Source organism: Pantoea sp. YU22, from assembly GCF_003970755.1.
GTDB lineage: Bacteria > Pseudomonadota > Gammaproteobacteria > Enterobacterales > Enterobacteriaceae > Pantoea > Pantoea piersonii.
On sequence record NZ_RYDU01000001.1, the window covers coordinates 283,248 to 303,467 of the forward strand.

The 20,220-nt window shown below is 57.3% G+C and carries 21 protein-coding genes and 2 tRNA genes; 8 read left to right on the plus strand and 15 right to left on the minus strand.

Annotated features, from left to right (window positions below):
• Positions 1-22: 22 nt before the first annotated feature.
• Complete coding sequence (fabA, locus tag EKL29_RS01305) at positions 23-541, minus strand: bifunctional 3-hydroxydecanoyl-ACP dehydratase/trans-2-decenoyl-ACP isomerase (RefSeq protein ID WP_126688655.1); 519 nt, start codon at positions 539-541, stop codon at positions 23-25.
• A gap of 67 nt (positions 542-608) precedes the next feature.
• Complete coding sequence (locus tag EKL29_RS01310) at positions 609-2,366, minus strand: Lon protease family protein (protein WP_311778965.1); 1,758 nt, start codon at positions 2,364-2,366, stop codon at positions 609-611.
• A gap of 162 nt (positions 2,367-2,528) precedes the next feature.
• Here EKL29_RS01310 and matP point away from each other — a divergent pair, with 162 nt between their 5' ends.
• A complete protein-coding gene (matP, locus tag EKL29_RS01315) occupies positions 2,529-2,996 on the plus strand; it encodes a macrodomain Ter protein MatP (RefSeq protein ID WP_148104572.1) in 468 nt (155 codons plus the stop codon).
• Between the two features lie 70 nt (positions 2,997-3,066).
• On the opposite strand, the gene ompA is transcribed toward matP, so the two are convergent.
• Both ompA and sulA read right to left on the minus strand, forming a co-directional pair.
• Positions 3,067-4,134, minus strand: a complete 1,068-nt coding sequence (gene ompA / locus EKL29_RS01320; protein WP_120451878.1) for a porin OmpA — start codon at positions 4,132-4,134, stop codon at positions 3,067-3,069.
• A 352-nt stretch (positions 4,135-4,486) separates the two neighbouring features.
• A complete protein-coding gene (gene sulA, locus EKL29_RS01325) occupies positions 4,487-4,978 on the minus strand; it encodes an SOS-induced cell division inhibitor SulA (protein WP_120451880.1) in 492 nt (163 codons plus the stop codon).
• Between the two features lie 212 nt (positions 4,979-5,190).
• On the opposite strand from sulA, the gene EKL29_RS01330 reads away from it, so the two are divergent.
• Positions 5,191-5,802, plus strand: a complete 612-nt coding sequence (locus EKL29_RS01330; RefSeq protein ID WP_126688657.1) for a TfoX/Sxy family DNA transformation protein — start codon at positions 5,191-5,193, stop codon at positions 5,800-5,802.
• On the opposite strand, the gene yccS is transcribed toward EKL29_RS01330, so the two are convergent.
• The gene (gene yccS, locus EKL29_RS01335; RefSeq protein ID WP_126688658.1) at positions 5,799-7,937 is read right to left on the minus strand and encodes a YccS family putative transporter; all 2,139 of its coding nucleotides are present in this window, start codon (positions 7,935-7,937) and stop codon (positions 5,799-5,801) included. The two genes, EKL29_RS01330 and yccS, sit on opposite strands and share 4 nt — an antisense overlap.
• A 9-nt stretch (positions 7,938-7,946) precedes the next feature.
• A complete protein-coding gene (locus EKL29_RS01340) occupies positions 7,947-8,390 on the minus strand; it encodes a YccF domain-containing protein (RefSeq protein WP_126688659.1) in 444 nt (147 codons plus the stop codon).
• Positions 8,391-8,514: 124 nt separating this feature from the next.
• On the opposite strand from EKL29_RS01340, the gene helD reads away from it, so the two are divergent.
• Entirely contained in the window at positions 8,515-10,569 is a 2,055-nt protein-coding gene (helD, locus tag EKL29_RS01345) for a DNA helicase IV (protein WP_126688660.1), read from the plus strand.
• Here the strand turns inward: helD and mgsA are convergent, their stop codons facing one another.
• Both mgsA and EKL29_RS01355 read right to left on the minus strand, forming a co-directional pair.
• Entirely contained in the window at positions 10,570-11,028 is a 459-nt protein-coding gene (gene mgsA, locus EKL29_RS01350; protein WP_120451890.1) for a methylglyoxal synthase, read from the minus strand.
• Between the two features lie 70 nt (positions 11,029-11,098).
• Complete coding sequence (locus EKL29_RS01355) at positions 11,099-11,740, minus strand: DUF2057 family protein (RefSeq protein ID WP_120451892.1); 642 nt, start codon at positions 11,738-11,740, stop codon at positions 11,099-11,101.
• A 172-nt stretch (positions 11,741-11,912) separates the two neighbouring features.
• Here EKL29_RS01355 and EKL29_RS01360 point away from each other — a divergent pair, with 172 nt between their 5' ends.
• A complete protein-coding gene (locus EKL29_RS01360) occupies positions 11,913-12,335 on the plus strand; it encodes a CoA-binding protein (RefSeq protein WP_120451894.1) in 423 nt (140 codons plus the stop codon).
• A gap of 33 nt (positions 12,336-12,368) precedes the next feature.
• Here EKL29_RS01360 and hspQ read toward each other — a convergent pair whose 3' ends face one another.
• On the minus strand, positions 12,369-12,686 hold the full coding sequence (gene hspQ, locus EKL29_RS01365; RefSeq protein WP_033751160.1) for a heat shock protein HspQ: 318 nt from the start codon (positions 12,684-12,686) through the stop codon (positions 12,369-12,371).
• 59 nt (positions 12,687-12,745) lie between these two features.
• Positions 12,746-13,936, minus strand: coding sequence for a 23S rRNA (cytosine(1962)-C(5))-methyltransferase RlmI (rlmI, locus tag EKL29_RS01370; RefSeq protein ID WP_120451896.1), 1,191 nt, complete (start codon positions 13,934-13,936; stop codon positions 12,746-12,748).
• Positions 13,937-14,021: 85 nt separating this feature from the next.
• Here rlmI and yccX point away from each other — a divergent pair, with 85 nt between their 5' ends.
• Positions 14,022-14,300 (plus strand): acylphosphatase, encoded by a 279-nt coding sequence (gene yccX / locus EKL29_RS01375; protein ID WP_120451898.1) that lies wholly within the window; start codon positions 14,022-14,024, stop codon positions 14,298-14,300.
• Here yccX and tusE read toward each other — a convergent pair whose 3' ends face one another.
• Both tusE and yccA read right to left on the minus strand, forming a co-directional pair.
• A complete protein-coding gene (tusE, locus tag EKL29_RS01380) occupies positions 14,301-14,627 on the minus strand; it encodes a sulfurtransferase TusE (RefSeq protein ID WP_126688661.1) in 327 nt (108 codons plus the stop codon).
• 118 nt (positions 14,628-14,745) lie between these two features.
• On the minus strand, positions 14,746-15,402 hold the full coding sequence (yccA, locus tag EKL29_RS01385) for an FtsH protease modulator YccA (RefSeq protein WP_126688662.1): 657 nt from the start codon (positions 15,400-15,402) through the stop codon (positions 14,746-14,748).
• Positions 15,403-15,621: 219 nt separating this feature from the next.
• Here yccA and EKL29_RS01390 point away from each other — a divergent pair.
• The 3 genes from EKL29_RS01390 to agp all read left to right on the plus strand — a co-directional run bounded on the left by EKL29_RS01390 (position 15,622) and on the right by agp (position 17,740).
• Positions 15,622-15,709, plus strand: a tRNA-Ser gene (locus tag EKL29_RS01390).
• A 67-nt stretch (positions 15,710-15,776) separates the two neighbouring features.
• Positions 15,777-15,864, plus strand: a tRNA-Ser gene (locus tag EKL29_RS01395).
• Between the two features lie 238 nt (positions 15,865-16,102).
• On the plus strand, positions 16,103-17,740 hold the full coding sequence (agp, locus tag EKL29_RS01400; protein WP_126688663.1) for a bifunctional glucose-1-phosphatase/inositol phosphatase: 1,638 nt from the start codon (positions 16,103-16,105) through the stop codon (positions 17,738-17,740).
• A gap of 56 nt (positions 17,741-17,796) precedes the next feature.
• Here the strand turns inward: agp and EKL29_RS01405 are convergent, their stop codons facing one another.
• From EKL29_RS01405 to wrbA, 3 genes are read right to left on the minus strand one after another with little or no spacing between them, the layout of a single operon-like run.
• On the minus strand, positions 17,797-19,170 hold the full coding sequence (locus tag EKL29_RS01405) for an NAD-dependent succinate-semialdehyde dehydrogenase (RefSeq protein WP_126688664.1): 1,374 nt from the start codon (positions 19,168-19,170) through the stop codon (positions 17,797-17,799).
• A gap of 52 nt (positions 19,171-19,222) precedes the next feature.
• On the minus strand, positions 19,223-19,453 hold the full coding sequence (locus tag EKL29_RS01410) for a YccJ family protein (protein WP_120451909.1): 231 nt from the start codon (positions 19,451-19,453) through the stop codon (positions 19,223-19,225).
• A 19-nt stretch (positions 19,454-19,472) separates the two neighbouring features.
• Positions 19,473-20,072 carry an NAD(P)H:quinone oxidoreductase gene (wrbA, locus tag EKL29_RS01415; protein ID WP_120451911.1) on the minus strand — a complete coding sequence of 200 codons (600 nt, stop codon included), beginning with the start codon at positions 20,070-20,072 and terminating at the stop codon, positions 19,473-19,475.
• Positions 20,073-20,220 lie beyond the last annotated feature (148 nt).

Here is a 20,220-nt window from a genome sequence, read left to right on the forward strand (position 1 = left end):
GCGGAGGTTTTCATTTGCGCTATCAGAAAGCGTTGGTGTCTTTAAACAGACCGACTTTCAGATCGCTGGCAGAATAAATCAGATTACCATCAACGAAGACTTCGCCATCGGCGACGCCCATCACCAGTTTGCGGTTAATGACGCGCTTGAAGTGAATGCGGTAGGTGACTTTTTTCGCCGTCGGCAGCACCTGGCCCGTGAATTTCACCTCGCCGACGCCCAGCGCGCGGCCTTTGCCTTCTCCGCCAAGCCAGCCCAGATAGAAACCGACCAGCTGCCACATGGCATCCAGACCGAGACAGCCTGGCATCACCGGGTCGCCAATAAAGTGACAGGCGAAAAACCACAGGTCCGGATTGATATCCAGCTCGGCTTCAACGAAACCTTTATCGTATTTACCGCCATCTTCGGTCATCTTGACCACGCGGTCCATCATCAACATGTTGCCTGACGGAAGCGGCGGACCGTTCTCGCCAAACAGTTCACCGCGACCTGACGCAATCAGGTCCTCTTTGCTATAGGATTCGCGTTTATCAACCATGTTTTCAATAAGCCTTGTTTTAGTGAAGCACGAAGTTTAGCGAACAGCTGTACGCCGGGCAATTCAATCAGTTCTGGTTAAACCAGTTTAGCCAGCGAAGAGGCCAGGGTCGATGGCTCGCTTCCTGCTGATTGAGTTGGGTAATACGATCCTGGATCCTGCGCAGCAGCGTGTCGCCGTTCTCATCATCGCTGTGCCAGATAACGCCGGTCAGCAGCGGCAGCGCTTCATCGGCACGATCGATCGCCCAGATATGGAAGCGGCCCTGTTCAACGGCGTCGACCACTTCCTGGCTCAGGCACAGATGGCGCACATTGCACGCCGGAATAATCACGCCCTGCTGGCCGGTGAGCTCGCGTTCGTTGCAAATCGTAAAGAAGCCTTCAATCTTTTCATTCAGGCCGCCTACCGGCTGAACGTTGCCGAACTGATCGACAGAACCTGTTACCGCAATCTGCTGATTAATCGGTTGATTAGCCAGCGCGCTGATCAGGGCGCACAGTTCGGCCAGAGAGGCGCTGTCCCCGTCGACTTCCGAGTAGGATTGCTCAAATACCAGCGATGCGGAGAAGGGCAGCTGTTGATCCAGCTCCAGTTCGGCGATCAGATACGCCTGCATGATCATCATGCCTTTCGCGTGGATGTTGCCACCCAGCTCAGCTTTGCGCTCGACATCGGTAAATTCGCCGTCGCCTGGATGAACCACGCAGGTAATGCGCGAAGGTTCGCCCCAGGGACGTGGATGGCCTGGAAACTCCACGACGGAAAGGCCGTTGATTTGGCCGACAATTTCGCCTTCGGTTTCAATCAGGATCTGTTTTAGCAGGATCTCATCACGCATGCGTTCGGCAAGGAAAGCTTCGCGCCAGCTGCGGGTCTCAAGGGCGCTGACTAACGCCGCTTCGCTCAGCTCGCTCTCCTGCATAAAGGCTTCGCGCATCTGACGCAGCAGCCAGCGTGGGCAGAGCGGCAGCACTTCCTGATCGCCGGTGTAACGCACCGCCTCGCGGATCAGCGGCGGCCAGAAATCAGTTTGCGGCGCAGGCAGCCCCGTCTGCAGCGCAACATCCTGCGCCCAGCGGCACCAGGCAAGCATGTCATCTTCGTCGACGATTTGCAGGTTTTCTTCGAATTCAGTATAGGTCGCCAGCTCGTGCAGTTCCGGATCGCTTTCCTGAAAGGCTGCCAGCGCATCGCGATCGCCGCACAACACCAGCTTCAGGCTTAGGGGAAGCGGGGGAATGGAAACCGGCAGAGGATGACGCTCATCCGCCGACTGCCACTCCAGGCGGCCCAGCTGGATGGCGCGCTTCAGCCGCAGCCAGAGCAACGGCTGCGCCTGCAGAGTACGCAGCGACAGCACCAGCGTACCGCCGTTGGCGCGGTGGATCAGGCCCGGTTCAAGCTGCAGACGATCGCGGCGCAGACGCACGCAGCCAAACAGCTGCTCGTTCTCAATCCACTCCGCAAAATGCACCTGACCCGTGCCGGTAAAAGGATGCGAGGCATCGCCGGGCGGCTGGAGGGTCACGTTATCCGCAATGATATGATAATGTCCGCCGAACAGCTCAGCGGGTTCGTCGGCGATACGCTCCATCTGGCGCGCAATCAGTTCCAGGTAATCCGCATTCTCCTGACTGCACACCAGCAGAAGGGGAAAGCCTTCGGTCTGTTGATCGAGATAAGCCAGTGCATTCAGCAAACGCGGCTGTACCGCCGCCAGGCTATCGGTCTCTTCTTCGGTAATACGGGAGAAAACGGACGCGTATCCGGTAATATTCGGCTGCAGGTCTTGCCAGGAAAGTTGAGAGCTGGTCAAAATAATCGCATTTGGTTAATTAAAGAAAAGCGGGATTATACAGGAAACCCCTTTGTTAAGCACTGCATGGTTCGGATTAACCCTGAGACAAACAACGCCTTTTTCCTTACTGCATCCAGGAAAAAAACTGTTATTCTTAGTTTGTTACGCGGTCACGATGAGATTCCGATGAAATACCAACAACTCGAAAATCTTGAAAGTGGATGGAAATGGAAATACCTGGTGAAAAAACACCGGGAAGGTGAACTGATCACGCGTCACCTTGAACTCAGCGCTGCGCAGGCGGCCGTTGAGGAGCTGCTCTCAATGGAAAATCGTCCGGTCGATGTGGCTGAATGGATCGCGCAACATATTCACCCGGACCTGGATAATCGTCTTAAACAGACGATTCGCGCGCGTCGCAAGCGGCACTTTAATGCGGAACATCAGCATACGCGTAAAAAGTCGATCGATCTGGAGTACCTGGTGTGGCAACGCCTGGCGGGACTGGCGCAGCGTCGCGGCTGTACGCTGTCGGAAACCATCGTTCAGCTGATTGAAGATGCGGAACGTAAAGAAAAATACGCCACGCAGATGTCGAGCCTGAAACAGGATCTGCAGGCTATTCTTGGCAAATCGGAAACGGGCAGCGAATAACGCGGCGCGTAAACGCTAATCAGCAGACATAAAAAAACCCCGCTTTGCGGGGTTTTTCTTACGGAGTAACTTAAGCCTGCGGCTGAGTTACAACGTCTTTGATACCTTTCACGTCGATTTCTACGCGACGGTCCGGACCCAGGCAGTCGATCAGAGCCTTACGGCCTTTCACGCTGTCACAGGTGTTGCCGGTAACTGGGTTAGATTCGCCCATGCCACGTGCAGAGATCTTGTTAGACGGGATACCTTTAGATACCAGGTAGTCAACCACAGACTGAGCGCGTTTCTCAGACAGTTTCTGGTTGTACTGGTCAGAGCCGATGCGGTCAGTGAAGCCCAGAACGACAACAGAACCGTCTTTCGGATCCATTGAGCTCAGCTGGCTATACAGCTGATCCAGAGCCTGCTGGCCTTCCGGCTTCAGGGTAGCTTTGTTGAAGGTGAACAGCACGTCAGACTTCAGGGTGAAACGCTTGGTTTCAACAACTGGAGCCGGAGCCGGTGCCGGAGCTGCAACCGGTGCAACTTCATCCTGACCGAAGCGGTATGAAACGCCTACGCTCAGCATGCCGTTGTCAGGACGTGCGCCAACAGTCTGCGCATCACCGATGTTGTTAACCCACTGGTAGTCCAGACGAGTTGCCCAGTTCTGAGTCAGAGCGTATTCAACACCCACTGCTGCCAGCGGAGAAACGCCGGTGTCGTGGTCGCTGATGCGGCCATTAACAACGTTGTTCTGAGTTGCGTCAGCGCGCCATACCATACCACCCAGACGGGTGTAGACATCCAGATCGTCAGTGATCGGATAGCTCAGTTTAGCAGCCAGCTGAATGCCCTGTGCTTTGAATGCGCCGTTGTTTACGGTGCCTTTGTTCGGCATACGGCCAAGCCAGTCGTAACCCAGCTCGAAGCCCAGGTACGGGTTAGCCTGGTAACCCAGGAATGCACCAGCGCCAAGCTGAGATTCGTGAGTCGGGCCGTTGTTGTTGCCATAACCGTTACCGTAGTAACCAGTATCATGATACTGAGACCAGCCCAGTTTAGCACCGGTATACCAGGTGTCATCTTTCGGAGCGGCCTGCGCTACGGTAGCGAAGCCAGCCAGTGCCACTGCAATTGCGATAGCTGTCTTTTTCATTTTGCGCCTCGTTATCATCCAAATAGGCAATGAGCAAAAAGGGATGCTCTTGGTTGTAATCCTTCGCCGGGTTAATACGCTCGCTTATGACTCTACCGATAAAAAACGGAGATTATTGAGCACCCTGGCGAGGTAAAGTCTACAACGAGATTGGAAAGTTACAAGTATGATGTGAGGGGATGCTGCAAAAAAACAGGGCTTTATACACATATTCTAACATTTGACCCGGTCTTAATGTCGGCCTCTTTTTGAGCAAAATGCAGCTAAACCATTGTCAAAGCTGGAAGGAAAAGAATCAGTGGCTTAGCTGAAATAAAAAAGGCAAAAGGCGCGAGAAAAATCCTAATTTTACTCAATGAAACAAATCCGACTGAATTTTTAGCCCTTTATTTGGTCGCAGCGTGGTCGCGGAGCTCCCGTTTGGGCGCATAATCAATCCCAGCGCTTTTCCTTCCGCTGCCGCCTGCTCCAGTTCGCGTCGCTCTTCTTCATCGAGATCATAAGGGATCCAGGCGAGCACCACGCTGTAATTCCCTGTACGCAAAGCTTTAATCATCGCTTCTACGGAGGTGCAACGCTCTGAGTCCGCAACGTGCATGCTTTTTTCCAGCGGCAGACCTGACTGCTGCAGCCAGGCGCGATTAAGCTTATGCGCGGGCGTCAGCCACAGCTGCCAGCGAGACTCCTGGCTGAGCTGTTGCAGTAACGGCAGCAGCAACATTTGCATCATGCCGGGCTGTTCGCTGTAGCGCAGTTCCGTGATCCAGCCGCTGTGCTGCGACGGCTTAGAAGAGGAGACATGACGGTGGGCAAAGCCTGCATTATTAAAGTGTTGGGTGCGCATAAGTTAACCACTCAGCATTGGACTGTATGGATATACAGTAATGACTTCCTGGATAAAGATCAACCTCAAATTTGGAAAACGGCTCGCAAAAACGGGAGAAGGTGAGACGGGAACGCAATAATTAATTGAACCCTTAACGGATTTTTTCTATATCTCTAACGGACTGATAGACATGACTTTTTAGTCGTATTTTTGCACAAGGAGAGCGTGCCATGAAAAAACAGCACCCTATCGTAGAACGGTCACGTCACCGTCTGGCCGCCTTAGGCCACATCGAATCGCGTACACAGTTTGGCGGCTATGCGCTGGCGGTTGAAAAAGTGGTTTTCGCGCTGATCAATGATGACGCACTCTATCTGCGCGCCAGCGAAGCATTACGGGAATATGCGGCGCGAAAACCGATGCAGCCGCTGATATTTCGCAAGCGCGGCGCCGCTGTCAGCCTCAATTACTACCGCGTCGACGACGTGCTGTGGAGTGATTCTTCTCAGCTGCTGGCATTGTCCGCCGCTTCGCTACGCACCGCTCAGGAAGAATCTCTGGCCAGACAGGTGCCGCTGCGGCTGAAAGATTTGCCGAATCTTAGCCTGCGAATTGAGCTTCTGCTGCATGAGGCAGGCGTCAAAACCGTGCGGCACCTGATCGACCTGGGATCCAAACAGTGCTGGCTCAGACTCCGGGCGATAAACCGGCATATCGGGTTTAAAACTTTGCTGGCCCTTGAAGGCGCAATAAAAGGGCGGCATGAAGCCGCCTTGCCCCAGGCCGTCAGGGCGGAACTCAATGAGTGGTATCAGCAGGCGCTAAAGGGAGACGCCTCTTAAGAGGGCGCCAGCGTGCGGCGCAGGCGGGCAATCTCCGGCAGCAAGGCCACCAGCAACCCTAACTGCTGTAACACCAGCGGCGCACGCGTCTCCTGATTGGCCGCCATATCGCTGATACGCTGCGTCAGGGCGCTCTGCATACTTTCCGCCTCGGCATCGCTCACCACCTCGGTTTGCAGCACATCTTCGACATAGCAGACCGTGTCGTCGAGCAGCGTCAGCAGCGCACTGTCGTTAAGCTTATCGCGGTGCGCGCCCAGCGCGGAGATATAGCTCAGAAAAGAGTGATTAAGACAGAGCAGCTGGAAAGCGGACTCTTTGTGTTTCTGGTGCGTACGCGACTCGCCGCTCATATTTGAGACCACGGAGGCCAGCTCCGCATCGGCGTTATGGGCGTCGCGTCGCGCGATACGATAAGCCAGGCGATTATCTTTGCCCTGGTGATACTGCTCCATAATCGCATCCAGATAGCGGCAGTTAGCGTTCAGGGTCCGCTCCGCCACCGCTGGCAGCTGCCGGAAGCGCCAGTCGGGCCAGATAAAGGCCACCGCCAGCCAGGCGAGCGCGCATCCCAGCAGCGTATCCACAATGCGCGGCAGCGCGACCTCAAAGCCTTCTCCCAGCAAATTGAAGCAGAGCAGCACCAGCAGGGTGATAAACAGCGTCGCCTGCGCATATTGCACCTGACGAAAAGCGAAAAACAGCACGCCGCTGACCACAATCAGCGCCAGCTGACCTTCGGTTGAGGGCACCAGCCAGAGCACCGGCAGCCCGATAGCAATGCCCGCCAGGGTGCCGCCGATACGCAATGCCAGCCTGCGTCGCGTGGCGTTATAGTTGGGCTGACAAACAAACAGGCTGGTCAGCAGGATCCAGTAGCCGCGGTCAAGACCGGTGAGCTGGATAAAACCATAACCGATACAGAGCACGACAGTCATGCGTACCGCATGACGGAACAGCGCGGAGGCGGGCGTCATATGACGGCTCAGCCGCAGGCGGATGTCGCTCCAGCCGCTCAGTCCCTCACGCGATAGCCGGTTATCGCCCGGCGGGGTTTCGCTGGCCAGAGACTGTTCTGACTCTATCGACCCCAGCTGCGCGTCAATCGCGCGCAGATTGCGCAACAGCCAGAACAGCGGACGCAGATGCGGCGCGTCAGGCTCGTTTTGCTGCAGACGCTCCAGCGCGGTCTGCAATCGATCGAACGCCCGCTCGAAGCGAGGATCGTGCTCCCAGCGCTCACGCATTAAAATGCACTGCGACAGCTGGCGACACGCCTGCGCCTGCATATTCAGCAGCCGCTGAAAGCGGAACAGAATTTCGTTATAGCGCCAGTCGTCGCGCAGCAGATGGTATTGCAGATGGGATGAGCTGGCGCGCTCGTGAATATCCTGCGCCACGAAATAGTAATGCAGGCTGCGACGGGTGCTGCGCGATCCGCGATCGCCGCGCAGACGGCTTTGCAGCGTGGTTTTAGTCAAATTAAGCTGCGCCACCAGCTGGCTGTTAACCATCGCGGTGCGGATCAGCGTAGCGTCATCCTGCGCGTCGCCGTCGGGATCGAACAGGTTCGCTTTGGCCTCAAGATATTGCGCCAGCTGCGCATAGCTGCCCGCCAGTTGCTCCTGCACCGGCCGCACCGGAAACATCAGGTGGCCGAGCAGCGTCAGCAGGTTGTACCAGAGCGCGCCGACCAGCAGCAGTATCGGCTGCATATACCACTGCGAAAAAAGCCCGATGCCCAGCATGGTGTAAACCGCAATCAGCAGCGCGCCAAAGGCGATAGTGGCGTAACGCTGGCCGAGCGCGCCAAGCAGAATAAAGCCCCAGGTTGAGAGCGCCAGCCCGGCCATAAATGCCAGCGGATGCGGAAACAGCAGCTCTACCGAGACCGATGCGATACAAAAGCAGAGCAGGGTGATCAGCAGGTTCCGCAGGCGGCCGCTGAGGCGGTCGTCCAGATCGGCCAGCGCGGCAGCCACCACGCCGAGCGTCAGCGGGATGGTCCAGTCTATCTGATGCAGCCACCAGGGCACCGCCGCACAGCCGGCCAGCGCCAGAAAAATGCGCAGCAGGTAACGCCAGCTGCTGTTAAACAGGTAGTTGCGCCAGCCCGGCAAGGCTTTGGACATCATGTTGCGACCTCAGTAGCGACGACGGGCACTGGCTTCGCGCGCGGCCCGGGCTTCTTCCACCGATACCACGCGGCGGCCGACCGGCCAGAGTGCAATGGCGGCGATCTTGAAATTAGCGAGACCCACTGGAATGCCAATGATGCTGATGCACTGGACGATGCCGGTGGAGATATGCGTCAGACAGAGCCACCAGCCGAAAAAGATCAGCCAGAAAATATTGAGAAAGGTGCCGCCGGTATTCAGCAGCGCGCTTTTACTCTCCGGGCGCAGCACATCCACATGCACCGCCTCGTTGCCGTAAGGTACTAGGGAGAGTTTGGTAATTTCCCAGCAGGAGCGCGTCAGCGGAAGGGTAAAGATCAGGACGATACTCACCAGCGTGGCGAACAGCCAGCAAAGGGTGGTGATAAACCCGCCGAGAATAAAATTAAGAATGTTCAACACTGTGCGCATGGCGTTCTTTTCCTTTTGCTTTCCGCAAGATGTGCCGCCAAGTTTAGCCTGTTTTAAGGCTGGAGCGCCAAGAGTCTGACAGGTAAACTCCCGATATTCTTTTTTCAGGTTCGACGGTGTGGACATGGAACTCAAAGCGACATCGATGGGCAAACGGCTTGCCCAGCATCCCTATAACCGGGTTCGCCTGCTGGCGGCTGGGGTGGAAGTAAGCGGTGACCGGCACGAATACCTGATCCCTTTTAACGAACTGCTGAATATCAGCTGCAAGCGCGGCATGGTCTGGGGCGAACTGGAGTTTTTACTGCCTGACGATAAGGTCGTGCGGCTGCACGGCACCGAATGGCAGGAGACTCAGCGCTTTTATCACTATCTGCTGCAGGCCTGGCAGACGTGGAGCGCAGAGATGAGCGCTATTTGCGCCGCCGTTTTAAGCGAGCTAAAGCAGGAGATCGACCGCTTCGGCGCGCAGGATCGCTGGCTCAAGCGCGGCGAGCTACAGGCGCTGCGCGCCACCATTGAAAAACAGTTCGCCGCGCTGCCGCTGCCGCTGGCGCGCCTGGAGGAGTTTAGCGACTGCCGCGCGCTTTACCTTGATTGCCAGCGCTGGCTTGAGCAGGGCGAAACGGCGCTGCGCCAGCGCAACCGCGACTGGACGGCGCGTATGCTGCAGGAGCATCACGACTTTTTCGCCACGGTGGAAACGTCGCCGCTCAACGCGTCGCAGAGCGAAGCCGTGGTTAACGGCGAAGACGCGGTGCTGGTGCTGGCGGGCGCAGGCAGCGGCAAAACGTCGGTGCTGGTGGCGCGGGCGGGCTGGCTGCTGCGGCGAAAACTGGCCGCAGCCGATCAGATCCTGCTGCTGGCGTTCGGCCGTCAGGCGGCGGAAGAGATGAACGACCGCATCCGTTCCCGGCTGGGCGTCGCCGACATTCAGGCACGCACCTTCCACGCGCTGGCGCTGCATATCATCCGCGAAGGCAGCAATAAGCAGCCGACGATTAGCAAGCTGGAGAGCGATACTGCGGCGCGTCACGCGCTGCTTATCGACATCTGGCGTCAGCAGTGCCACGAGAAAAAAGCGCAGGCAAACGGCTGGCGTCAGTGGCTGCGCGACGAGCTGGAGTGGGAGCTGCCCGAAGGCGATTTCTGGCAGGACGATCGGCTGGCGAAACGGCTGGCGTCGCGCCTTGAACGCTGGCTGGGGCTGATGCGTATGCACGGCGGCGCGCAGGCGGCCATGATCGCCGAGGCGCCGGACGAAGTGCGCGAACTGTTCAGCAAGCGAGTGAAGCTGATGGCGCCACTGCTGAAAGCCTGGAAGAGCGCGCTGAAAGAGGAGGGCGCGGTAGATTTTTCCGGGCTGATTCATCAGGCGATCGCGATCCTGAATAAAGGGCGTTTTATCAGCCCGTGGAAGCATATCCTGGTGGATGAATTTCAGGATATCTCGCCGCAGCGCGCCGCTTTGCTTGCGGCGCTGCGCCAGCAGAACAAGCGCACCACTTTGTTCGCCGTGGGTGATGACTGGCAGGCAATCTATCGCTTCACCGGCGCGGAGATGACGCTGACCACCGCCTTTCATCACTATTTCGGCGAGGGGGATCGCTGCGTGCTGGATACGACCTATCGCTTCAACGATCGCATCGGCGATATCGCGAACCGGTTCGTCCAGCAGAATCCACATCAGTTGCGTAAGCCGCTCAACAGCCTGACGAAGGGCACTAAAAAGGCCACAGGCCTGTTGCCGCAGGAGCAGTTGGAGCCGCTGCTGAACAAGCTGAGCGGATACGCCAAACCCGATGAACGCGTGTTGCTGCTGGCGCGTTATCACCATCTGCGTCCGGAAGTGCTGGATAAAGCCAAAACCCGCTGGCCGAAGCTCAACCTCGACTTTATGACTATTCACGCCAGTAAGGGACAGCAGGCCGATTTTGTTATCCTGCTGGGTCTACAGGCGGGCAAAGAGGGGTTTCCCGCTGCGGCGCGTGAATCGGTGATAGAGCAGGGATTATTGCCGCAGCCGGAAGATTTCCCGGATGCGGAGGAGCGGCGTCTGGCTTATGTCGCGTTAACGCGCGCGCGTCAGCAGGTGTGGTTGCTCTACGATCGCGAGCAGCCGTCACGCTTTGTCGAGCAGTTTCGTCAGCTCGGCGTGCCGCTGCTGCGTAAAGCCTGATCAGTTAAGGCGCGCCTGCAGGTAACGCTCATAGTCTGGAATGGCAATCTCTACTGACTGCGCAAACAGCGGTGACTGAATAATAAAGTTAGCCGTTGCGAGGTTGGTGGCGACAGGGATATTCCAGACGGTCGCGAGACGCAGCAGCGCTTTGACATCGGGGTCATGCGGCACCGCATTCAGCGGATCCCAGAAGAAGATCAGCACATCGATTTTTCCTTCCGCAATCAGCGCGCCAACCTGCTGATCGCCGCCCATCGGGCCGCTCAGCATCGCGTTCACGTTTAATCCGGTATGGCGATTAATCAGATTGCCGGTGGTGCCGGTGGCGTAAAGGGTGTGAGATTCCAGCGTGGGCTGGTTTTGTTTCACCCAGTCAAGCAGTGAAGCCTTGCAGTGATCGTGCGCAACGAGCGCGATATGTTTGCTGGGGCCAAGCGTACGTGTGGTCTGTTCCATAAAGGCGTCCTGGTAAAATCGCGTGCTGAGAAGAGAGTCGCACGAGTTTACCCTGCGCCTTTCCCGCCTATCAACTTGTCCTTAACAATTTGACCAGCGACATAAATTGCTGACGGGTGGCTTGATCAAAGCGATGAAACCACTCCTTAATCGTCGGCGACTGCGCCTCATCGACCCAGACGAATTCAGCCTCGACGGGTGGGGTGGCTGATGCGCCGTCGCGTACGGCTGCAAACTGGGGGACGGAGGCGACCTGGCCGTTACGGTTGTAAAGCATCATCGCTTTTTCCATATCGCTTTCAGCGGAAAGCGGCAGGCGATCGCGCCTGATATCGATCGCCTGTCCATGTTCGTCTACCAGCTGGAAATTGAGCGTGCGATCGAAATAGTGACGCTCGCGGCGAGTCTCCAGCGCAGGCAGACGGATAGTGATGGTTTTCACCTGCGCGTTAAAGGTCACGATCATGGGCGCGGACTGATAGCGCAGCGAGGCATCTTTATGGGCGTCGCGCAGCTGCTCGACTCGAAACAGAAACTGGTGCTGGCCGCGCTCCAGCTCAAGACTATCGGCACCTTTGAGCAGCGAGCCGGAAATTTTGCGCCCGTCCAGCACCAGCAGATCAATCTGCGGATCAAGCTTCAGCGTGATGGCCTGACAGGTTGCCGAGACGAGGAGAACAGTCAACCCCGTCACGACCAGAGAGAGTTTCATGTAGACTCCAGAATAGGGCGCAAAGTTTTGTGTGTAGCAAATTCTTACATTATGGCAGTAAATTTACATTTGAACATATATTTTTGTGCGCCAGTGCAAAATATTGCTGTCTGGAAAGAAGCGGCAGGAAAAGGCGCCACTACATTTAATGCTCTGAAATGAGGAGAAAAAGATGAACGATCAAACTATTCGCGAGGTGTTAACGCGCACACAGCGTATTGCGCTGGTAGGCGCCAGCGATCGTCCCGATCGACCGAGTTATGGCGTGATGAAATATCTGCTGGATCAGGGATACGAGGTCATTCCGGTCAGTCCAAAACTTGCCGGTCAAACGCTGCTGGGGCAGAAAGCTTACGCGAAGCTGGAAGAGGTGCCGGGCAAAATCGACATGGTGGATGTGTTTCGCAATTCAGAAGCGGCGTGGGGCGTGGCGCAGGAAGCGATCGCTGCGGGCGCAGATACGCTCTGGCTGCAGCTGGGCGTCATCAACGAGCAGGCGGCCGTGCTGGCGCAGGATGCCGGTCTGACCGTTATTATGGATCGCTGTCCTAAAATAGAAATTCCGCGGCTGGGCGTGACGCGACAAAAGCAATAGAATTTACAGGCGGCGTCTTGTTGCCGCCTGCGATCAATGCCGCAGGCGCGGCGCCTGCAGCTGCTGGCGGATCGATGCGGCCAGTTCGTCCATCTCCGGCTGTTCCGGATGCTCCGAACTGGTTTCGCCGGAAAGCTGAATCTCTGCGATATAGGTGTGTACCTGATCGCCTTCTTCATCTTCCATCACCACATGATACCAGGGCGCGCGGCGCAGCGTTTCAGTCGCGCCGACCTCGTCCAGCTTCGGCGTATCCAGCGAATATTCGGGATCGACATCCACTATTACGCCCAGCACGCCTGAAAGACGATGCCGAACCTGCTGACCAATACCAAACTTAGTGGCAATCATAGTGACCTCCAGAAAAACTGCCTCCTGATCAATATGGCGTCAGAAGGCACTTTTTCAAGTCACACCACACGACATGCAAAACCTTTCAGGTAGAGACCCTCAGGATAGCTGGCGATGACCGGATGATCGGCCGCCTGGCGGAACTGCTCGATAAACTGCGCTTCGCGGCCCGCATCCAGCGCGGCGTCGGCCACGATTTTCTGGAACAGGTCGGTCGCCATCAGCCCAGAACAGGAGAAGGTCATCAGAATGCCGCCGGGATTAAGCAGCTGCATCGCCAGCATATTGATATCTTTATAACCGCGGCAGGCGCCCGCCAGCTGATTTTTGTTTTCGACGAATTTCGGCGGATCCATCACGATCAGATCGAACTTCTCTCCGGCGTCGCGGTAGCGGCGCAGCAGCTTGAATACGTCGTCGCGCAGGAAATGCGCGCGCGAGACGTCCAGCTCGTTAAGTTCGACATTCTGGCGCGCCACGTCGAGCGCTTCCTGCGATGTATCCACGCTGATCACTTCGCGGCAGCCGCCCATCAGCGCCGAGACGGCAAACCCGCCGGTATAGGAGAAGCAGTTAAGCACGCGCGCATCCTGCGCATAGCGGCGCGTCGCCAGACGGCTGTCGCGCTGATCGAGGTAGTAGCCGGTTTTATGGCCGCCCTGAATATCGACCAGCAGCTTCATGCCGTGTTCGGTAATCGGCAGCAGCGGCGGCGGGATTTCACCGGTGACCGGCCCCTGCGTCAGCTCCAGCCCCTCTTTTTTACGCACCGCCACATCGGAACGGTCATAGATAGCGCATTGCGGAAAGCAGTGCTGCAGCGCGGAGAGAATCGCGGGACGCTGATATTCCGCGCCTGCAGAGAGCAGCTGCAGTACCAGGAAGTTGCCGAAGCGATCGATGGTGACGCCGGGCAAACCGTCAGACTCGCCAGCGATCAGACGGTAGCTGTCTAGCCCGTCTTTTTGCGCCAGCCAGTCGCGCCACTGCCGCGCCTGTTCGAAACGGCGCACGAAGAAGGCGATATCAATCGATTCATCCTGTTGCCAGCTCCAGACGCGGGCGCGAATTTGCGACTGCGGCGAATAAGCCGCGCGCGCAAGAAATTTGCCGTTATGGTCACAGACGTCAAGGGTTTCCCCCAGTTGCGCTTTACCTTCAAGGCGCGCGACGGCACCGGAAAACACCCACGGATGGCGGCGGAGCAGGGATTTTTCACGTCCCTTAGCGAGAATCAATCGAACGGTCATAGTTTGCTATGCTTACCTGAAAAAATGAGGCGCCATTGTCCGGCGGATAACGGGAAATTGCAACGCACAGCGGCAGGAGAGAGTGATGACAACAGCCTGTTATAAAATCTGGGTGCATGGCAGGGTGCAGGGCGTGGGGTTTCGCTACGGCACTCAGGCGCAGGCGTCGCAGCTTGGTGTGCTGGGTTACGCCCGTAACCTTGATGACGGCAGCGTCGAGGTGCTGGCCTGGGGCGAGTCGGAAAAGGTCGACGCGCTCATCGCGTGGCTGAAAGCGGGCGGGCCACGCGGCGCCCGCGTCGATCGCGTCCTGATGGAGCCGCATCAGCCTGCGGAGCCGCCGCGCCGTTTTACGACCGGTTGATCAGAGACACTTCGCCGGTTTAGGCAGGCCGGCGATTTTAGTCGCCTGTTTCGCCGGGCCGTCCGGGAAGAGACGAAAGAGGTAGCGGCTGTTGCCTTTCTCTTCGCCATACTTTTGCGCCATTGCTTTTACCAGCATACGAATGGCGGGCGAGGTGTTGTACTCCAGATAGAAGGCGCGTACGAAACGCACCACTTCCCAGTGCGCGTCGCTCAGAGCGATGCCCTCATTTTGGGCGATCTGCTCAGCAAGCGCCTCGTTCCAGTCATCGCGATGTTTTAAATAGCCTTCGCCGTCGACGTCGATGGTTTTACCGTTAAATTCCACATGTGCTCCTTACTGCCTGATACGGCGGCATTCTAGCAAATTGCGCCGCCAGAAAAAGCAAAACCCCGCCGAAGCGGGGTAGGGATGCCAGTCAGGCTATCTGCGTCTCAGCGCGTTATTAATCGTTGCGCGCAAAGCCTAACAGGCTCAGCAGGCTGACAAAGATGTTGTAGAGCGAGACGTAAAGGCTGACGGTGGCGCGAATATAGTTAGTTTCGCCGCCCTGAATGATATTGCTGGTTTCCCACAGGATCGCGCCGGCTGAAAAGAGAATAAACAGCGCGCTAATCGCCATGTGCAGCGCAGGCAGCTGCAGGAACAGGTTAGCGATAACCGCCACCAGCAGCACGACAAAGCCCGCCATCATCATGCCGCCGAGGAAGGACATATCGCGGCGCGTGGTCAGCACATAGGCCGAGCAGCAGAAGAAAACCAGCGCGGTGCCGCCTAACGCCAGCGCAATCACGTCAGCCATGCCTGCGGCTAAAAATGTGCTCAGGATCGGGCCAAGGCAGTAGCCGAGAAAACCGGTGAAAGCGAAGGCCGCCAGGATGCCCATCGGGCTGTCAGCCAGTTTGTGGGTAAGGAACATCAGGCCGTAGAACCCGACCAGCATTAAAATCAGACCCGGACCGGGCAGGCCCAGCACGGTGCTGGCGGTGGCGGTCACGGCGGAAAACGCCAGCGTCAGGCCGAGCAGGAAATAGGTATTGCGCAGCACTTTGTGGGTGCTAAGCAGCGATGTCCGCGAGGACGAAGCAATAAGTCTGTCCATAATGCGCTCCTTTATCAGAACACGACGTTTGCGCTGAGAATACGCAGCGGCCACAAAACGGGAAAGGCGTTTTACCCTTCTTTACGCGATAAATCGCTGTTTCTCTGAGCGGAATGGTGATTTCGCCAACGAATAACACCGTTTTGGCTGTTTTTCAGGCGAATGAATTCGCACAGGCTTTACATCCTTCGGGGGGATGTTTATAGTGCGCCTCATTGCGGAGGGGTGGCCGAGCGGCTTAAGGCAGCGGTCTTGAAAACCGCCGATGGGAAACCATCCGAGAGTTCGAATCTCTCCTCCTCCGCCACTTTCCTGCTCAGTCAGGAACAGGCGATGCGACAATGTCGTTTTGCCGATGCGTAAAGCATCAATCCGGAGGGATGGCCGAGTGGCTTAAGGCAGCGGTCTTGAAAACCGCCGATGGGAAACCATCCGAGAGTTCGAATCTCTCTTCCTCCGCCACACCAGAAAGGCCAGCACAATGTGCTGGCCTTTCGCATTTCTGCCTCTTCGCTTTTTACGCGTTCCGCTCTTCTCAGGCCGCTTTTGGTCAACTCTGCTATAGTCCACACACGGTTTTTGCAAACATCGGGCGCTTTTCGCGGCCTGGTTAGGTTACACTGTGGGTCGCTATGCTCTGAACAGAGCTAATTGGTTGATAGCCAGAGTGTTTCTCTACTGAACAAATGGAATAGGCACAATGATCAAGAAACTGAGTCTTTGCGCACTGTCGGTACTTGCCGCACTGCCGATCGGCATGGCGGCCCAGGCCGCTGATGGCGACATGCAGCTGCAACAGGTACTGATGTTTAGCCGTCACAACCTGCGCGCGCCGCTGGCCGATAACGGCAGCGTGCTGGAACAGTCGACGAAGAAAAGCTGGCCGCAGTGGAGCGTTCCTGGCGGACAACTCACCACCAAAGGTGGCGTGCTTGAAGTCTATATGGGCAACTACACGCGTCAGTGGCTGGCGCAGCAGGGCCTGGTGCAAAACGGCAGCTGCCCCGACAGCAGCAACGTTTTTGTCTATGCCAACAGTCTGCAGCGCACCGTCGCAACGGCTCAGTTCTTTGTCAACGGCGCTTTTCCGGGCTGTGATATTGCTGTGACCCATCAGGATGCGATGGGCACGATGGATCCGGTGTTCAATCCAGTCATTACCGACGACAGCGAAGCCTTTAACAAAAAAGCGCTGGCGGCGATGACGGCAGAAAACGAGAAGCTGGCGCTGAAGCCTGCGCTGCAGCAGCTGGATAAAATCGTTGATTACAAATCCGCGCCAGCCTGCAACAACAAAAAACAGTGCGATCTGAGCAGCGGCGATAACGTGTTCAGCGCGGAAAACGGCAAAGAGCCGAACGTAAGTGGCCCGCTGAAAGTGGGCAACGCCTTAATGGATGCCTTTACGCTGCAATATTATGAAGGCTTCCCGCTTGAGCAGATCGCCTGGGGCCAGATCAAGACGCCAGAGCAGTGGAAATCGCTCTCCGCCATTAAAAATGGCTATCAGGATGCCCTGTTCACCAGCCCGGACGTCGCGCGCGAAGTCGCCGCGCCGCTGGTAGATTACATCCGCAGCCAGCTGGTGGATCAGGACAAAGCCAACGCGCCGAAAATCACCCTGATGGTGGGGCACGACTCCAACATCGCCTCGCTGCTGAGCGCGCTGCAGGTCAAGCCTTATGAACTGCCGGGTACCTGGGAAAATACGCCAATCGGCGGCCAGGTCGTGTTTGAACGCTGGCACGATGCGAAAAACAACAAAGATCTGCTCAAGCTGGAGTATGTCTATCAGACCGCCGATCAGCTGCGCGACGGCGAGATGCTCAACCTGAAAAATCCGCCAAAGCGCGTAACGCTGCAGCTGGAAGGCTGCCCGACGGACGGCAACGGCTACTGTAGCTGGGAGCAATTTACTCAGGCGCTGAACGGCGCGCTGCAGGGTACGCCGATGGAGCCAGCCGCGCAGCCGCAGCCAGCGGCAGCGGCCGCAGGCAATAGCGACGCCGACAAGCCGGCGGACAGTAAGCCAGCTGCAGATAAAGCTGCCGCCGATAAAGCCGCCGCTGACAAAGCCGCAGCAGAAAAGGCCGCAGCGGAAAAAGCTGCCGCGCAGAAAGCGGCTGAAGCGAAAGCGGCAGAAGAGAAGGCGAAAGCCGCTGAGGAGAAAGCGAAGGCAGAGCGCGCCGCTGCGCAAAAAGCAGCCGCCGAGAAAGCCGCAGCTGAAAAAGCGGCAGCAGACAAGGGCAGCGCCGCCGATAAGCCTGCCGACGCGCCTGCTCAAAAGCCCGTTGAGTCCGCTCAGAACAGCGACGCGAAACAGACCGTCACGCAGTAAAACCTGCAGATGTGAAAAACCCCGCCTCGGCGGGGTTTTTTTATGGGCGGAGCAGATTAACCTGCAATCACCACCAGCTTCTGGTTGGCGAACTCTTTAAGGCCGAGATCTGACAACTCGCGGCCATAGCCGGAGCGCTTAACGCCGCCAAACGGCAGTTCAGCCGCGGTATCGCTTTGCGAATTGATAAACACCATGCCGGTTTCAATCGCCGAGGCGACGCGACGGCCGCGTGTAGTGTCGCACGTCCAGACAGAGCCGCCCAGCCCGTAATGAGAGTCATTAGCCAGCGCAACGGCGGCGTTATCGTCGCCCACCACGTAAATCTGCGCCACTGGTCCAAAAAACTCCTGATAGTAAGCGGGATTGTCCGGCCTGATATCGGTCAGGATAGTGGGCTGGAAGTAACAGCCGACGCCTTCGACCGCTTTGCCGCCGATCAGCAGTGTCGCGCCGTTCTGCACCGCTTCGTCGACCTGTTTCGTCAGGCGATCGCGCGCATCTTTTGAAGAGAGCGGGCCGAGCGTGGTCTGCTCGTCCAGCGGATCGCCCAGGCGGGCCGCTTTCAGCGCTGCGCTGAATTTATCAATAAAGGCGCTGGCAATCTTTTCATGCAGAATAAAACGCTTGGCGGCGGTACAGACCTGGCCACAGTTGCTGAGACGAGCCTGCGCGCCCTGACGCACCGCCTCGTCGATATCGGCATCGTCAAGTACCACAAAGACGTCGTTGCCACCCAGTTCCAGCGTCGATTTCTTCAGATATTTGCCCGCCTGCTGCGCCACGGCGCTGCCGGCGCGTTCTGACCCCGTCAGCGCGACGCCCTGCACACGGTCGTCGGCGATCAGCTCTGCCACCTGGTCGCTGTCGATAAACAGGTTCGTCCAGGCGCCTTCCGGCGCGCCCGCCTCTTTAACCAGCTTGTCAAACACGTCGGCGCAATGCGGCACGATATTCGCGTGCTTCGCCAGCACCGGATTGCCCAGCGCAAGGTTAGGTGCCAGCACGCGCATCAGCTGATAGTAAGGAAAGTTCCACGGCTCGACGGCGACCAGTACGCCAATCGGATGGTACTCTACCCAGGCCTCGCCCAGCTCGCTGGGGTAGGGCTGTGGTTTCAGAATCTCCGCCGCGTGTTCGGCGTAATAACGCGCGATCTGCGCGCAAATTTTTACTTCTCCGCGGCTCTGACCAATCAGCTTGCCCATCTCCTTGCTGGCGATAGCGGCCAGCTCGTCAACCCGGCTTTCAATCAGATCGGCCAGCTTCGCCAGCACCTGCAGACGCGGCTCCATATCGCCTTTGCTCCATGAAGAGTGGAACAGACGATCGGCGGTCTCCAGCGCCTGGCTTACCGCTGCGGCGTCGTGAGACGGCCAGCTTTTCAGCAGCTGATTATTCGCGGGGTTAATGCTCTGATAGGAAGACATAGATTCTCCTTGGTCAGTAAAAAAAGGTGAGGCGGGAAATCCCGCCTCGCAATCAGATATTTTTACGCTCTACCGGCGTGTCGTCCCATGTCAGGACGTCGGCGTCCGTCTTGTCAAAGGCGCGAAACAGCACGTCATCATTGCCTTGCTGACGCCAGATCTCTTCCGCCAGCTTTTCGTCATAGTTGGCCACTTCGAAAATGGCTTCCGCGATTTCCGGGGAGGTGTGACGCAGCGTGGCCCATTCGCCCACGTGGTGTGCTTTCGCTTGATCGTTTGACATAATCTTCTCCTGAGTGAACTTACCCTTTAAGTTTTACCGTCAGCCCGGCAACATGCTCGCCCTGATAGCGGGCGATGTTCAGTTCCTCTTCCGTGGGCTGGCGCGAACCGTCGCCTCCCGCCAGGGTGGTGGCGCCGTAAGGGGTGCCGCCACGAACCTGCGAGATATCAAACAGCTCTTTCGTACCGTAACCAATCGGAACAATCACCATGCCGTGATGCGCCAGCGTGGTCCAGACCGAGGTAATGGTCTGCTCCTGGCCGCCGCCGGTTCCGGTTGATGTGAAGACGCTGGCGACCTTGCCGTGCAGCGCGCCGGAGGCCCATAAGCCACCGGTGCGATCCCAGAAGGTGCGCATCTGACCGGACATATTGCCGAAACGCGTCGGCGTGCCGATCAGAATGGCGTCATACTGCGGCAATATCTCGGGCGTCGCTTCCGGCGCTGCCTGATCGGTTTTTCCGCCGACCTGGGCGAAACGCTCCGCATCCATTGTTTCCGGCACGCGCCGGATATCGACGTCAACGCCCGGGACGCGGCGCGCGCCTTCCGCAACCGCATTCGCCATGGTTTCGATATGTCCATACATTGAGTAATAAAGCACCAGAATTCTGGCCATTGCGCTCTCCATAGGATGTGAAAACCTAAGCAGAAGTATAGAAGAGCTTTCCAGCCCTGCGGCGAGATCGCGAAATTTGCGGTTTTTCTGATGCATTGCATTCCCGTCTCGACCTGCGCACAATGGCGCCCATTGAATCGCTGAAGGT

Coding starts and splice junctions, on each gene's coding strand:
- fabA (WP_126688655.1), bottom strand. CDS start 541: ATGGTTGATAAACGCGAATCCTATAGCAAAGAGGACCTGATTGCGTCA.
- matP (WP_148104572.1), top strand. CDS start 2,529: ATGAAATACCAACAACTCGAAAATCTTGAAAGTGGATGGAAATGGAAA.
- ompA (WP_120451878.1), bottom strand. CDS start 4,134: ATGAAAAAGACAGCTATCGCAATTGCAGTGGCACTGGCTGGCTTCGCT.
- sulA (WP_120451880.1), bottom strand. CDS start 4,978: ATGCGCACCCAACACTTTAATAATGCAGGCTTTGCCCACCGTCATGTC.
- EKL29_RS01330 (WP_126688657.1), top strand. CDS start 5,191: ATGAAAAAACAGCACCCTATCGTAGAACGGTCACGTCACCGTCTGGCC.
- yccS (WP_126688658.1), bottom strand. CDS start 7,937: ATGATGTCCAAAGCCTTGCCGGGCTGGCGCAACTACCTGTTTAACAGC.
- EKL29_RS01340 (WP_126688659.1), bottom strand. CDS start 8,390: ATGCGCACAGTGTTGAACATTCTTAATTTTATTCTCGGCGGGTTTATC.
- helD (WP_126688660.1), top strand. CDS start 8,515: ATGGAACTCAAAGCGACATCGATGGGCAAACGGCTTGCCCAGCATCCC.
- mgsA (WP_120451890.1), bottom strand. CDS start 11,028: ATGGAACAGACCACACGTACGCTTGGCCCCAGCAAACATATCGCGCTC.
- EKL29_RS01355 (WP_120451892.1), bottom strand. CDS start 11,740: ATGAAACTCTCTCTGGTCGTGACGGGGTTGACTGTTCTCCTCGTCTCG.
- EKL29_RS01360 (WP_120451894.1), top strand. CDS start 11,913: ATGAACGATCAAACTATTCGCGAGGTGTTAACGCGCACACAGCGTATT.
- hspQ (WP_033751160.1), bottom strand. CDS start 12,686: ATGATTGCCACTAAGTTTGGTATTGGTCAGCAGGTTCGGCATCGTCTT.
- rlmI (WP_120451896.1), bottom strand. CDS start 13,936: ATGACCGTTCGATTGATTCTCGCTAAGGGACGTGAAAAATCCCTGCTC.
- yccX (WP_120451898.1), top strand. CDS start 14,022: ATGACAACAGCCTGTTATAAAATCTGGGTGCATGGCAGGGTGCAGGGC.
- yccA (WP_126688662.1), bottom strand. CDS start 15,402: ATGGACAGACTTATTGCTTCGTCCTCGCGGACATCGCTGCTTAGCACC.
- agp (WP_126688663.1), top strand. CDS start 16,103: ATGATCAAGAAACTGAGTCTTTGCGCACTGTCGGTACTTGCCGCACTG.
- EKL29_RS01405 (WP_126688664.1), bottom strand. CDS start 19,170: ATGTCTTCCTATCAGAGCATTAACCCCGCGAATAATCAGCTGCTGAAA.
- EKL29_RS01410 (WP_120451909.1), bottom strand. CDS start 19,453: ATGTCAAACGATCAAGCGAAAGCACACCACGTGGGCGAATGGGCCACG.
- wrbA (WP_120451911.1), bottom strand. CDS start 20,072: ATGGCCAGAATTCTGGTGCTTTATTACTCAATGTATGGACATATCGAA.